We start from the raw sequence: 14,262 nt of genomic DNA, 5'->3' as shown, positions 1-14,262 counted from the left end.
CGCCGAGGCGATAAACGTCGCCGGGAACGAGTACCCACGGAGTCAGGGACGAAATGTCGATTTTCCTTTTGCTGCGCCTGTATGCCTCGTCCCTTTTCCACCGGTTTGGCTGGGCAGGACTGGTCATTGCCTTGGGCGTACACCTGGCCACGGCCTATCTGGGCCTGGTGCTTATGGGCGAACAACACCTCACCACCCCGGCCACGTTTATCTACTTCTACCTCACGACCACGCTCACGGTGGGCTATGGCGATCTCGCGCCACAGACTTCCGCAGGTCGCATTTTCGTGGCCACCTGGGTGATGCTCGGGGGCATTGCGCTGTTGACGGCAGCCATCGGCAAAACCACCAGCAGTGTCATCGACGCATGGAGAAAAGGCATGAAGGGCAAAGGTGATTTCACTGGCAAGGTCGGTCATACGGTTCTTATCGGCTGGGAAGGCGCGACCAGCGAGCGGGTCATTGAGCTGTTGCTTCAGGACGAAACGTCCAACGACAACCTGATCGTCATTTGCGACTGCACGCTTGAAGAAAACCCGATGCCGGGCAAGGCTACGTTGATCAAAGGCGAAAGCCTGTCCTCGGTGGCGTTACTGATGCGCGCGGGTGTGCCCGGTGCCGAGCGCGTTCTGGTGCGAACCCATTCGGACGACCTGACCCTGGCCACCGTGCTGGCGGTCAATCAATTGAAGCCGGTCGGGCATGTGGTCGCTCATTTCAATGACAGTGAAATTGCCGCGCTCGCCAGCGCCTACGCGCCCAGCCTGGAATGCACGTCAAGCATGGCCATCGAGATGCTGGTGCGCGCGTCCCAGGACCCGGGCTCGTCCGTAGTCATCAATGAATTGCTGTGCGTGGGCCAGGGCGCGACCCAATACCTGATGAAACTGCCGCAGGACTATGAGGCAACGTTTGGCGATCTGTACACGCAGATGAAAGAGCGCCACAACGCCACACTCATCGGCTATCGCGCCAAGGGCGCCCAATACCCTTCGATCAACCCGCCCGGTGCCACGCGCATCGAGGGCGGCGAACTCTTCTACATCGCCTCAACTCGCCTCAAGGAAATCTCCAATGGGATGGTTTAAACAATTGATGGGGCTTGAGGCCCCGAACGCGACTACCGAATCGAAATGGACAGCCAACCCAACCCCGCCGCCAGCCACCGGCCCATTGGGTCTGGCGCTGGGCAAGGGTGTGATGTTCGACAGCACCCTGAAATTGTTGCTCGATGAAAAAACCAGCGTAGCCATCCCGGGTTCCCAGCAGATCTGGAGCAACGGCACGATAGATCTCGGGCAGTCGACCTGGCTGTCGCGCTATTACATGAACGACGAAGACTACTGGCTCCAGGTGCACACCACCGGCGACATCGCTGGCCAGGTCGAATCGGTGATCCTGTTCAATTACCTCAGCTACACCACCCTCAGCAGCGAAGCGGAACTGCGTCGGCTGGCCGGTCCGCAAAGCCTGATCGGGCTGCCGACCTACACCCACAACGGTGTCGAATACACGCGTGAATGGGGCACCGAGAGCGGCCAGACTGAACTGGTGGCGTTGAGTGAACAGCTGAAAAATCCGGATGAGTCCTACAGCATCGAGCACCGTTCAATGCTGTACGCCCGCGAAACCGGCCTGACCAATCGCCGGGAATTTTTGCTGTTTTCCGTCGAGGAAGACGCCGAAGGCACGATCAGCTTGAGTACTTCGCTGGGCATTTCGCTGTACACCACCGACTTCAATACATTCTAAAAAAGGAAGCAGTCCATGCTCGAAGCGCTCTCCATTTCCCTGAACAAAGCCGCCGTGTTCGGATTTGTTTCGTACATCCTCGGCGCCGCCGTGCTGTTCGCGCTGTTCCAGTTCATCTACACCCGAATCACTCCGCACAAGGAGTTCGAACTGATCCGTGCGGGTAACGTGGCGGCCGCGATCGCACTGGGTGGCGCGATCATCGGCTTCGCCATTCCGGCCAGCAATGTGATTGCCTACTCGATCAGCATCCTCGACTTCGTCGTCTGGGCAGTCATCGCCGCGTTCGTACAATTGCTGGCGTTTCTGCTGACCAGCCTGGTACTCAAAGGCGCCTCCGAACGCATCCGCAAAGGTGAAATCGCTGCCGGCATCTACGTGGCAGCCGTGGCCATCAGCGTCGGCATGTTGAACGCCGCGTGCATGACCCCTTCCCAGAACTGATTGCGCACGGAGCTCCCGATGAAACGAAGCAAGTACGTTCAGCTGTCGCTGGCAGCGTCGGTCGCCATGGCGATATCAGGCTGCGGACCGACGGAAAAAACCTACGCGGTGCAGAAGAAGTACAACTTTCAGTCCGTTCAACAGTGCGCCGATGAAAAACTCCCGGTGGACGTCTGTTCCGACGCCTACATGACCGCCATGGCCGAGCATCGCCGCATTGCGCCGGTGTACGACAACCCGGCAGATTGCGATGCCGACTTTGTCGCCGACTGGTGCCAGCAGGATTCCGCCGGCAAGTTCATCCCGAAACTGGGAGGGTTCGAACTGACGGCCGATGGCGAAGTGACGCAAGCCCAGGTAGACGCTGCCAAGGCTCAATTGCCCGCCTCGGAAGCGAACAGCGGTGGCTCGGGGTTCTCCGGCACCAGCCTGCTGACCGGCCTGCTGATCGGCAATATGCTGAGCAACAACCGCAACAGCTATTACTCCGAGCCGGTGTATCGCTATCGCGATGATCGCGGCAACTACGCCTCCTCGACGCTCAACCAGCGTATTTCGAAGGGTTCGACGTTTACCAGGTCTAATCAGGCGCGGTATGGCAGCAGCAACTACTCCGACTCGATCCGTTCCGCCAGCAAGCCGGTTTCCGTTGCCTCGTCCACCTCCCGCGGCGGGTTCGGCAGCAAGGCCAGTGCACGTAGCGGCTGGGGCGGCGGCGGGTCGAGCAGTTAAGGAAAACAGGGCCATGAAGAAAATTCTCTGCGCCGAGCGTCATGACTGGAAACAGACCGCCGACAGTCTCGGCTTTCTGTTCCATACCATCGACGACGAACCCTATTGGGACGAGAGCGCGTATTACCAATTCACGCTCAAGCAGATCGAGAACGATCTCGAAGACCCGACCACCGAAATTCATCAGATGTGCATGGACTTGGTGTCCCGCGTGGTTCAGAGCGAGGAGTTGCTGGCACGCCTGAGCATTCCCGCGTCGTTCTTCGACATGATTCGCACCTCATGGCTCGAAGGCCACCCACATCTGTATGGGCGCATGGATTTCTCCTACAACGGCACCGGGCCGGCCAAACTGCTGGAGCTCAACTACGACACGCCGACCAGCCTGTATGAGGCCGCAGCGTTTCAGTGGGGCTGGCTGGAACAGTGCATCGAGCGCGGCTTGCTGCCCCGGCATGCCGACCAGTTCAACAGCATCGACACCAAACTGCATCAGGCCTTCGCACAACTGCAGCTCAAACAGCCTTTCTATTTCGCCTCGATGAAAGACTCGGTCGAAGACAAGGGCACCACCGATTATTTGCGCCTGATCGCGGAAAAGGTCGGCATAGAATCACGGCACATCGACCTCGAAGACATCGGCCTTACCAGCGATGGACGCTTCGTCGATCTCGAAGATCGCTGGATCCCGCACCTGTTCAAGCTGCATGCCTGGGAGTTCATCTTCCACGAGCCTTTCGGTGCAGCCATCGCGCAGAGCGATACGCAGTTTTTCGAGCCGGCCTGGAAATCGATCATCTCCAACAAAGGCATCCTGCCGCTGTTGTGGGAGTTCCATAAAGGTCATCCGAATCTGCTCGCGTCCCACCTGGATGTCGACCCGGGCAGAGCAGTGCCCAAGGGCTGGGTGCGCAAGCCTTTCTTTTCCCGGGAAGGCGCCAACATCGAGTTGCAAACTGCCGACGGTCTGATCGTGAAAGAGGACGGCCCCTACACAGACGCACCGTTTATCCTTCAGGAATTCGCGCCGCTGCCTCGGTTTGGTGACAGCTTTACGCTGGTGGGCTCATGGGTAATCGGCGATCAGGCTGCCGGCATCGGGGTGCGGGAAGACAACAGCTTGATCACCAAGGATTCGAGCCGTTTCCTGCCGCACCTGATACTCGACTGAAAAACTCATCGCCCATGAAAACGCCCGGTGCCGTGCATCGGGCGTTAGGGGTGAAACAGGTGCAAACCTGTCTCGGGACCAGACAACCACAAGACTTACCGCTGAAAAGCCGGATAATGGCGGCCAAATCGTCTAGCCCGTTATTCTGGTAATCCCCCATGGAAATCAAGGTCAACTTTCTCGACAACCTTCGGCTTGAAGCCAAGTTCGACGACTTCACGGTGGTGGCCGATCAACCAATCCGCTACAAGGGCGATGGCTCGGCACCGGGTCCGTTCGACTACTTCCTGGCCTCGTCGGCGTTGTGTGCGGCGTACTTTGTGAAGTTGTATTGCAGCACGCGCAATATCCCCACCGACAACATTCGCCTGTCGCAGAACAATATTGTTGACCCGGAAAACCGCTACAACCAGATCTTCAAGATCCAGGTCGAGTTGCCAGCGGACATTTCCGACAAGGACCGCCAGGGCATCCTGCGCTCCATCGACCGTTGCACCGTGAAAAAAGTGGTGCAAGCCGGGCCTGAGTTTGTGATCGAAGAGGTGGAAAACCTCGACGCCGATGCGCAGGCGTTGTTGATGCCGGCGTCCAGTTCAGAGGCGAGCACTTATATCGCCGGCAAGGACCTGCCGCTGGAGCAAACCATCGCCAACATGTCGGCCATTCTGGCTGACCTGGGCATGAAGATTGAAATCGCCTCGTGGCGCAATATCGTGCCCAACGTGTGGTCGCTGCATATCCGCGATGCACACTCGCCGATGTGCTTCACCAACGGCAAGGGCGCGACCAAGGAAGGCGCGTTGGCGTCGGCGTTGGGCGAGTTTATCGAACGGCTCAACTGCAACTTCTTCTACAACGATCAGTTCTGGGGCGAAGACATCGCCAACGCGGCGTTTGTGCATTACCCGGACGAACGCTGGTTCAAGCCTGGCCGCAAAGATGAGCTGCCAACTGAAATTCTCGACGAGTATTGCCTGAAGATTTACAACCGCGACGGCGAGCTGCGCGGTTCCCATCTGATCGATACCAACTCGGGCAATGAAGAGCGCGGCATCTGCTCGCTGCCATACGTGCGCCAGTCGGACGGCGAGGTGGTGTACTTCCCGTCCAACCTGATTGAAAACCTGTATCTGAGCAACGGCATGAGTGCCGGTAACACACTGGCTGAAGCCCAGGTGCAGTGTCTGTCGGAGATCTTCGAGCGCGCGGTAAAGCGCGAAATCATCGAAGGCGAATTCGCACTCCCGGATGTGCCGGCCAGCGTGCTGGCGAAGTACCCCGCCATACTGGCCGGTATTCAGGCGCTGGAAGAACAAGGGTTCCCGGTGTTGGTGAAGGATGCATCCCTGGGCGGTGAATTCCCGGTGATGTGCGTCACGTTGATGAACCCGCGTACCGGCGGTGTGTTCGCCTCGTTCGGCGCACACCCGAGCCTGGAAGTGGCGCTGGAACGCAGCCTGACCGAATTGCTCCAGGGCCGCAGCTTCGAAGGCCTCAACGATCTGCCCCAGCCGACGTTTGGAGGCCATGCGGTGACCGAGCCTAATAACTTCGTCGAGCACTTCATTGATTCCAGCGGCGTGGTGTCATGGCGTTTCTTCAGCTCCAGGTCCGATTACGAATTCGTCGAGTGGGATTTCTCCGGCCAGGGTGAAAACTCCAATGCCGAGGAAGCCGCCACCTTGTTCGGCATTCTCGAAGGCATGGGCAAGGAAGTGTACATGGCGGTCTACGAGCATATCGGCGCGACCGCCTGCCGTATCCTGGTACCGGACTATTCGGAAATTTATCCGGTAGACGATCTGATCTGGGATAACACCAACAAAGCGCTGTTCTTCCGCGCCGATATCCTGAACCTGCATCGTCTGGACGATGACGAACTGAAAGCACTGGTTGAGCGTCTGGTGGAAAGCGAGCTGGACGACTACACCGACATCACCTCGTTGATCGGCATCGAATTTGACGACAACACGGCGTGGGGTCAGCTGACAATCCTGGAGCTGAAGCTGCTGATCTACCTTGCCTTGCAGCAATTTGAAGAGGCGAAAGAGGCGGTGGAAATGTTCCTGCAGTACAACGACAACACCGTTGACCGTGGCTTGTTTTACCAAGCTGTCAACGCGGTGCTGGAGATGAAGCTGGACGAAGACCTGGAGCTGGAAGATTACGAGGCCAATTTCCGTCGGATGTTTGGTCACGAGCGGATGGATGCAGTGATCGGTTCGGTGGACGGCAGTGTGCGCTTCCATGGCTTGACGCCGACCAGCATGAAACTGGAGGGGCTCGATCGGCACCTGCGGTTGATCGAAAGCTACAAGAAACTGCACTCGGCCCGGGCCAATGTGACGACTTCATCCCGTTGACCGCTATCCTGTAGGAGCCAAGCTTGCTGGCGAAGAACGATGACGCGGTCAATCAGGAAAACCGCGTTATCCGTTCTTCGCCAGCAAGCTTGGCTCCTACAAAATGAGGGGCAAAAGAAAACCCCCGACCAGTCGAAGGACTGATCGGGGGTTTCGCGGCTAAACCTTACAAGAAAGTCTGAGCCGATTCTTAGAACGGGATATCGTCATCAAAGCTGTCGAAATCCGGAGCCGGTTGTGGCGCTGCCTGCTGTTGAGGCGGAGCCTGACGCGACTGCTGCGGTGCCGATTGCTGCGGACGCGGAGCCTGTTGGCGTGGAGCCGGGGCGGACTGCTGGTAGTTGTTGCCCCCGCCTTGTTGGTCGCCCTGCTGTGGACGGCCGCCCAGCAGTTGCATGGTGCCTTGCATGTCGACCACGATTTCAGTGGTGTAACGCTTGATACCGTCTTTTTCCCACTCGCGGGTCTGCAGCTTGCCTTCGATGTACACCTGCGAACCTTTACGCAGGTATTCGCCAGCGATCTCGGCAACCTTGCCGAACATCGAAACACGGTGCCATTCGGTCTTCTCGACCTTCTGACCGGTTTGCTTGTCAGTCCACTGTTCGCTGGTCGCCAGACTCAGGTTGGTCACGGCGTTGCCATTAGGCAGGTAGCGAACTTCAGGATCCTGGCCGCAAGTGCCGACCAATATGACTTTGTTAACCCCACGGGCCATAACGTTCTCCTAGGCTACGCACGCTGCCTCGGCCGGGTTGTTCACCAGGCGCTCAAGGGTCGTGCGATCCAATAGTTCGGTGTCCAATTTGATGTAAATCGCCGCTTCATCCTCGACGATCACTGCATCTGTTACCCCTACGACCGCCTTCAGGCGCTCAACCAGACCCGCTTCGCGGATCGCCTCAGGCGACAACGGCAAGCGCAGGCTTGTGACGTAGGGAGGTTCGCGCATGGTAACAGCAAAGGCCAACCAGAGGGCAGCCAGACCGGCGCATCCGAGGAACACAACCGACAGACCGCCATGCTGGAACATCCAGCCGCCGAGGATCCCGCCCAGTGCCGAACCGAGGAACTGACTGGTGGAGTAAACCCCCATCGCCGTACCTTTGCCGCCAGCGGGTGAAACCTTGCTGATCAGTGACGGCAACGAGGCTTCCAGCAGATTGAACGCGGTGAAGAACACCACCGTACCCACCACCAGGGCCCGCAAGCTGTTACCGAACTGCCAGAAGAATAGCTCAGTGAGCATCAGCGTCACGACGGCGCCGAGCAAAACTCGTTTCATTTTGCGTCGCTTCTCGCCGTAGATAATGAACGGGATCATGGCGAAGAACGAAATCAGCAGCGCGGTCAGGTACACCCACCAGTGTTGCTCTTTGGGCAGCCCGGCTTTTTCGACCAGGGCCAGGGGCAATGCAACGAAGCTCGACATCAACATCGCGTGCAACACAAAAATGCCCAGGTCCAGGCGCAGCAGGTCCGGATGCTTGAGCGTCGGCATCAGTGCCTGGCGCGCGACACCGGACTCGCGATGCTGCAACGGACCGGTTGCCCGCGGCACCATGAACATCACGATCACGATGCCGAACAGCGCCATGCCGCCCGTGGCCAGGAACAATCCGGACAGGCCGAAGGCGCGCGTCAGCAACGGTCCTACAACCATGGCGACCGCGAACGACAGACCAATCGTCATGCCGATCATGGCCATGGCTTTGGTCCGGTGCTGTTCCCGGGTCAGGTCTGACAGCAACGCCATCACTGCCGCGGAAATCGCCCCGGCACCCTGCAGGATTCGTCCGGCAATCACGCCCCAGATCGAGTCGGCATTGGCGGCCAGCAGACTACCGAGGGCGAAGACGATCAATCCCAGGTAAATCACCGGACGGCGACCGATGCGGTCGGAAATGAAACCGAAAGGAATTTGAAAAATCGCCTGGGTCAGGCCGTAAGCGCCAATCGCCAGCCCGATCAGGGCCGGGGTCGCTCCCGCCAGGTCCATCCCATAGGTCGCCAGTACCGGCAACACCATGAACATGCCAAGCATACGGAAGGCGAACACCAGGGCCAGACCGCTTGCTGCGCGTGTCTCACTGCCACTCATGCGTTCGCTGTGGGGATCGTGCATGGAAAAACCTCATGTGAACCGGCGGCGATTCTACCAGTCCCATCGATTGACGGGGTATATCGCGACGCTTTGACGCGCTCCGCTGACAGACTCTTCATGTAAGACACAAATCCGCTCGTTTGATAGTGTGCATCCATCCAGTATTTGGCCGTATACTCCTACGTTTTCGACGCCCGCCAAGCGAGGCCACTTTGGACAAGATCCTGATTCGTGGGGCCCGAACCCACAACCTGAAGAACATCGACCTGACCCTGCCACGGGACAAACTGATCGTCATCACCGGCCTGTCCGGATCCGGCAAGTCTTCCTTGGCTTTCGACACGCTGTACGCCGAAGGCCAGCGCCGCTACGTCGAATCGCTGTCAGCCTATGCCCGGCAGTTCCTGTCGATGATGGAAAAGCCTGACGTCGACACCATCGAAGGCCTGTCGCCAGCCATCTCCATCGAACAGAAGTCGACCTCGCACAACCCACGCTCGACGGTTGGCACCATCACCGAAATCTACGACTACCTGCGCCTGCTTTATGCTCGCGTGGGTATTCCACGCTGCCCGGACCACGACATCCCCTTGGAAGCGCAGACCGTCAGCCAGATGGTCGACCTGGTCCTCGCGCAACCGGAGGGCAGCAAGCTTATGCTGTTAGCGCCGGTGATCCGCGAGCGTAAAGGCGAGCATTTGTCGGTCTTCGAAGAACTGCGCGCCCAGGGCTTTGTCCGGGCTCGGGTCAACGGCCGACTCTGCGAGCTGGACGAGCTGCCGAAGCTGGACAAACAGAAGAAGCACTCGATCGATGTCGTGGTCGACCGCTTCAAGGTCCGCGCCGATCTGCAACAGCGTCTCGCCGAATCGTTCGAGACCGCGCTGAAGCTGGCAGACGGCATTGCGCTGGTTGCACCGATGGACGATGAGCCCGGCGAAGAGATGATCTTCTCCGCGCGCTTCGCCTGCCCGATCTGCGGCCATGCCATCAGCGAGCTGGAACCCAAGCTGTTCTCCTTCAACAACCCGGCCGGCGCGTGCCCGACGTGCGATGGTTTGGGGGTGAAGCAATTCTTCGACATCAAGCGCCTGGTCAATGGCGAATTGACCCTGGCCGAAGGCGCGATCCGCGGCTGGGACAGGCGTAACGTCTATTACTTCCAGATGCTCGGGTCGTTGGCCTCTCATTACAAATTCAGCCTGGAAGTGCCGTTCAATGAACTGCCGGCCGATCAGCAGAAATTCATCCTGCACGGCAGCGGTTCGCAGAACGTCGATTTCAAATACCTGAACGACCGTGGCGATATCGTCAAACGTTCGCACCCGTTCGAAGGCATCGTGCCGAACCTGGAACGTCGCTACCGCGAAACCGAATCGGCCTCGGTGCGTGAAGAACTGGCCAAGTTCCTTAGTACCCAGCATTGCCCGGATTGCCGCGGCACCCGCCTGCGCCGAGAAGCGCGGCATGTATGGGTAGGCGAGAAGACGCTGCCAGCGGTCACCAATCTGCCGATTGGCGACGCCTGCGAGTATTTCGGTGCGCTGAAGCTCACCGGTCGCCGTGGCGAAATTGCCGACAAGATTCTCAAGGAAATCCGCGAGCGCCTGCAGTTCCTGGTCAACGTCGGCCTCGATTATCTGTCGCTCGATCGCAGTGCGGATACGTTGTCCGGCGGTGAGGCTCAGCGCATTCGTCTGGCCAGCCAGATCGGCGCGGGCCTGGTGGGTGTTCTGTACATCCTCGACGAACCGTCGATTGGCCTGCACCAGCGCGACAACGACCGATTGCTCGGCACGCTCAAGCACCTGCGGGACATCGGCAACACGGTGATCGTGGTCGAGCACGACGAAGACGCGATTCGCCTGGCGGACTACGTGGTGGATATCGGCCCGGGCGCGGGTGTGCACGGTGGACACATCGTCGCCGAGGGTACTCCGGCGGAGGTCATGGCTCACCCTGACTCACTGACCGGCAAGTATTTGTCGGGTCGGGTGAAGATTGCGGTCCCGGCCAAACGCACGCCGCGCAACAAGAAGTTGTCGCTGTCCCTCAAGGGCGCTCGCGGCAACAACTTGCGCAACGTCGACCTGGACATTCCGATCGGCCTGCTGACCTGCGTGACTGGCGTGTCCGGCTCGGGCAAGTCGACGCTGATCAACAACACGCTGTTTCCATTGAGCGCTACGGCACTCAACGGCGCAACGACACTTGAAGCCGCCGCGCACGACAGCATCAAAGGCCTTGAGCATCTGGACAAGGTCGTCGACATCGACCAAAGCCCGATCGGTCGAACGCCGCGCTCCAACCCGGCAACCTACACCGGCTTGTTCACCCCGATTCGCGAACTGTTTGCCGGCGTCCCGGAATCCCGCTCTCGCGGCTACGGTCCGGGGCGTTTCTCCTTCAACGTGAAGGGCGGACGTTGCGAAGCCTGTCAGGGCGATGGTCTGATCAAAGTGGAAATGCACTTCCTGCCGGACATTTATGTCCCGTGCGACGTCTGCAAGAGCAAGCGCTACAACCGCGAGACGCTGGAGATCAAGTACAAGGGCAAGAGCATCCACGAGACGCTTGAGATGACCATCGAGGAAGCGCGGGTGTTCTTCGATGCGGTTCCGGCCTTGGCGCGCAAGCTCCAGACCTTGATGGACGTCGGTCTGTCGTACATCAAGCTGGGGCAATCGGCGACCACATTGTCTGGCGGTGAAGCGCAACGGGTGAAGCTGTCCCGCGAACTGTCGAAACGCGATACCGGCAAGACGCTGTACATCCTCGATGAGCCGACCACCGGTTTGCACTTCGCGGATATCCAGCAACTGCTCGATGTACTGCATCGACTGCGCGACCACGGCAACACGGTGGTGGTGATCGAGCACAACCTGGACGTGATCAAGACGGCGGACTGGTTGGTCGACCTTGGGCCGGAAGGCGGTTCCAAGGGCGGACAGATCATTGCCGTCGGCACACCGGAGGAAGTGTCCGAGATGAAGCAGTCTCACACGGGCTTCTACCTCAAGCCATTGCTGGCTCGCGACAGGGCCTGAATCCGGCCCAAGAAAAAGCCCCTGTCACTTCAACAGTGACAGGGGCTTTTTTGCATCTGACCTGTAGGAGCGAGCTAGCTCGCGATGGTCGTTAACGATAACGCGTGATCCATGAATATACGCGGCGTTTTGTAGTCCATCGCGAGCAAGCTCGCTCCTACAGGAGACAATTCAGAACTGCGATTGCAGGTAATTCTCCAGGCCGATCAGCTTGATCAGACCCAGCTGCTTCTCAAGCCAGTAAGTGTGATCTTCTTCGGTGTCGTTCAGCTGAATGCGCAGCATCTCGCGGCTGACGTAATCCTTGTGCTGCTCGCAGAGCTCGATGCCCTTGCAGAGTGCGGCGCGGACTTTGTATTCCAGGCGCAAGTCAGCGGCCAGCATGTCAGGGACGGTGGTGCCGACATCGAGGTCGTCAGGACGCATGCGCGGCGTGCCTTCGAGCATGAGGATTCGGCGCATCAAGGCATCAGCGTGCCCAGCCTCTTCTTCCATCTCGTGGTTGATACGTTCGTAGAGCTCGGTGAAACCCCAGTCCTCGTACATCCGCGAATGGATGAAATATTGATCACGCGCGGCCAGCTCGCCGGTCAGCAACGTGTTGAGGTAATCGATTACGTCTGGGTGGCCTTGCATCGCCCTACATCTCCCTGCTTGAAAGTCTGTAGTTTGAACCAAGGCGACAGATTGGTCACTTCGTTTGCGCGATAAAAGCGAAGATATTCTGAGAAAAGTGGTTTAAATAACGCAAAAACCGCCCAAATGAGGGCGGTTCTGCTTCTCGTTTAGACTTAGTTAAGCGCTACGCCCAACGCCGTTGCGACTGCTTCTCCATACGCCGGATCGGCCCTGAAGAAATGCTGCAATTGACGATCAACCACGTCGCTGGAAACCCCGGCCATCGCGCCGGCAATGTTATTGACCAGCAGGGTTTTCTGCGCATCGCTCATCAGACGGAACAGCGCACCCGCGTGGCTGTAGTAGTCGGTATCTTCACGGTGATCGTAACGATCAGCGGCGCCGCTCAACGCCAACGCAGGCTCAGCGTAGCGAGGCGCTTGTTTTGGCGATTCGACGTAACTGTTCGGCTCGTAGTTCGGCGCCGCACCACCGTTACTACCGAACGCCATCGAACCATCGCGCTGGTAGCTGTTCACCGGGCTGCGAGGCGCGTTCACCGGCAATTGCTGGTGGTTGGTGCCAATACGGTAGCGGTGTGCATCTGCGTAAGCGAACACGCGGCCTTGCAGCATGCGATCCGGCGACAGACCGACACCCGGGACCATGTTGCTCGGACCGAACGCTGCCTGCTCGACCTCAGCGAAGTAGTTCAGCGGATTACGGTTGAGCTCCAGTTCACCCACCTCGATCAGCGGAAACTCTTTTTGCGACCAGGTCTTGGTCACATCGAACGGGTTCTCGTAATGCGCCGCCGCCTGAGCTTCGGTCATGATCTGGATGCACACACGCCATTTCGGGAAATCACCGCGCTCGATTGCCTCGAACAGATCGCGTTGAGCGTAATCCGGATCGGTACCGGCCAGACGCGCTGCGTCGGCGGGAGCCAGGTTCTTGATCCCTTGTTTGGTCTTGTAGTGCCACTTCACCCAATGACGCTCGCCCTGGGCGCTGATCAGGCTGTAGGTGTGGCTGCCGAAGCCGTGCATGTGACGGTAGCCGTCAGGGATGCCTCGATCCGAGAACAGAATGGTGACCTGGTGCAGCGCCTCAGGCGAGTGCGACCAGAAATCCCACATCATCTGCGCACTTTTCAGGTTGCTTTGCGGCAGGCGCTTTTGGGTGTGGATGAAATCCGGGAATTTCAGTGGATCGCGAATGAAGAACACGGGCGTGTTGTTGCCCACGATGTCCCAGTTTCCTTCTTCGGTATAGAACTTCAGGGCGAAGCCACGTGGATCGCGTTCGGTATCAGCTGAACCGCGTTCGCCACCGACGGTGGAAAAGCGCAGGAATGTTGGCGTTTGCTTACCGACGTACTCAAACAGTTTGGCGCTGGTGTACTCGCTGATATCACGAGTCACGGTGAACGTACCGTAAGCACCCGAGCCTTTGGCGTGTACACGGCGCTCCGGGATGTTTTCACGGTTGAAGTGGGCAAGCTTCTCGATCAGGTGGAAGTCGTCGAGCAGCAGTGGGCCACGAGGGCCGGCGGCGCGGGAATTCTGGTTGTCGGCGACAGGAGCGCCACTGGCGGTGGTAAGCGTTTTATTTTGGCTCATGCGATCTCTTCCTCTGTCAGTCTTTAACTGCCGGCTAATCGGCTGAGAGGGAGTATTGACCACGAACGTTACACCTACAAATTCATTAACCTTTCAGAACCGATAGAAAATTACTAACGCACACGCCACTTTTCAAACGCGCACAAAAAACCGGGCACTAGGCCCGGTTCTTCGTTTCAGACTGACGTCTTACTCAGCGGATACAGCTTCACCACCGGCAGGACGATCAACCAACTCGACGTACGCCATAGGCGCGTTGTCGCCAGTGCGGAAACCGCACTTGAGGATGCGCAGGTAGCCACCCTCACGGGTAGCGTAACGCTTGCCCAGGTCGTTGAAGAGCTTACCAACGATAGCATACGAACGAGTACGGTCGAAAGCCAGACGGCGCTTAGCCAGGCTCTCTCAC

General features: G+C 58.6%; 11 protein-coding genes and 1 pseudogene. 7 read left to right on the top strand and 5 right to left on the bottom strand.

Going from position 1 to position 14,262, the window contains the following annotated elements:
• Nucleotides 1-53: 53 nt before the first annotated feature.
• The 6 genes from ACIPL2_RS14785 (at nt 54) to ACIPL2_RS14760 (ending at nt 6,462) form a co-directional block, all read left to right on the top strand.
• The gene (locus tag ACIPL2_RS14785) at nt 54-1,088 is read left to right on the top strand and encodes an ion channel (protein ID WP_401357509.1); all 1,035 of its coding nucleotides are present in this window, start codon (nt 54-56) and stop codon (nt 1,086-1,088) included.
• Nucleotides 1,075-1,752: a DUF2491 family protein gene (locus ACIPL2_RS14780; protein WP_401357507.1), complete on the top strand. Its 678-nt coding sequence runs from the start codon at nt 1,075-1,077 to the stop codon at nt 1,750-1,752. The genes ACIPL2_RS14785 and ACIPL2_RS14780 overlap by 14 nt, the downstream gene beginning before the upstream one ends.
• Before the next feature lie 15 nt (nt 1,753-1,767).
• A complete protein-coding gene (locus tag ACIPL2_RS14775; protein WP_401357506.1) occupies nt 1,768-2,196 on the top strand; it encodes a DUF350 domain-containing protein in 429 nt (142 codons plus the stop codon).
• Between the two features lie 18 nt (nt 2,197-2,214).
• Nucleotides 2,215-2,928, top strand: a complete 714-nt coding sequence (locus tag ACIPL2_RS14770) for a DUF1190 domain-containing protein (RefSeq protein ID WP_401357505.1) — start codon at nt 2,215-2,217, stop codon at nt 2,926-2,928.
• Nucleotides 2,929-2,941: 13 nt separating this feature from the next.
• Nucleotides 2,942-4,099, top strand: coding sequence for a glutathionylspermidine synthase family protein (locus ACIPL2_RS14765; protein ID WP_401357503.1), 1,158 nt, complete (start codon nt 2,942-2,944; stop codon nt 4,097-4,099).
• Between the two features lie 158 nt (nt 4,100-4,257).
• Complete coding sequence (locus tag ACIPL2_RS14760; protein WP_401357502.1) at nt 4,258-6,462, top strand: OsmC domain/YcaO domain-containing protein; 2,205 nt, start codon at nt 4,258-4,260, stop codon at nt 6,460-6,462.
• 190 nt (nt 6,463-6,652) lie between these two features.
• On the opposite strand, the gene ACIPL2_RS14755 is transcribed toward ACIPL2_RS14760, so the two are convergent.
• Together ACIPL2_RS14755 and ACIPL2_RS14750 are read right to left on the bottom strand one after the other, a co-directional pair.
• A complete protein-coding gene (locus ACIPL2_RS14755) occupies nt 6,653-7,180 on the bottom strand; it encodes a single-stranded DNA-binding protein (protein WP_169875954.1) in 528 nt (175 codons plus the stop codon).
• Nucleotides 7,181-7,189: 9 nt separating this feature from the next.
• The gene (locus ACIPL2_RS14750) at nt 7,190-8,587 is read right to left on the bottom strand and encodes an MFS transporter (protein WP_401357501.1); all 1,398 of its coding nucleotides are present in this window, start codon (nt 8,585-8,587) and stop codon (nt 7,190-7,192) included.
• Between the two features lie 191 nt (nt 8,588-8,778).
• Between ACIPL2_RS14750 and uvrA the strand changes: the two genes are divergently transcribed.
• On the top strand, nt 8,779-11,613 hold the full coding sequence (gene uvrA / locus ACIPL2_RS14745) for an excinuclease ABC subunit UvrA (RefSeq protein WP_401357499.1): 2,835 nt from the start codon (nt 8,779-8,781) through the stop codon (nt 11,611-11,613).
• A 171-nt stretch (nt 11,614-11,784) separates the two neighbouring features.
• On the opposite strand, the gene bfr is transcribed toward uvrA, so the two are convergent.
• From bfr to ACIPL2_RS14730, 3 genes and pseudogenes are all read right to left on the bottom strand, one after another.
• Nucleotides 11,785-12,249 (bottom strand): bacterioferritin, encoded by a 465-nt coding sequence (gene bfr / locus ACIPL2_RS14740; protein WP_059402166.1) that lies wholly within the window; start codon nt 12,247-12,249, stop codon nt 11,785-11,787.
• 155 nt (nt 12,250-12,404) lie between these two features.
• A complete protein-coding gene (locus tag ACIPL2_RS14735) occupies nt 12,405-13,853 on the bottom strand; it encodes a catalase (protein WP_401357497.1) in 1,449 nt (482 codons plus the stop codon).
• Nucleotides 13,854-14,042: 189 nt separating this feature from the next.
• Nucleotides 14,043-14,258: pseudogene (locus tag ACIPL2_RS14730) on the bottom strand (bL17 family ribosomal protein); the annotation flags it as partial.
• Between the last annotated feature and the right edge of the window lie 4 nt (nt 14,259-14,262).

The organism is Pseudomonas sp. NPDC086251, from assembly GCF_044746405.1.
Taxonomy (GTDB): domain Bacteria; phylum Pseudomonadota; class Gammaproteobacteria; order Pseudomonadales; family Pseudomonadaceae; genus Aquipseudomonas.
Note: the sequence above shows the minus strand (reverse complement) of the source record. Positions and strands in the feature narration are given on the sequence as shown.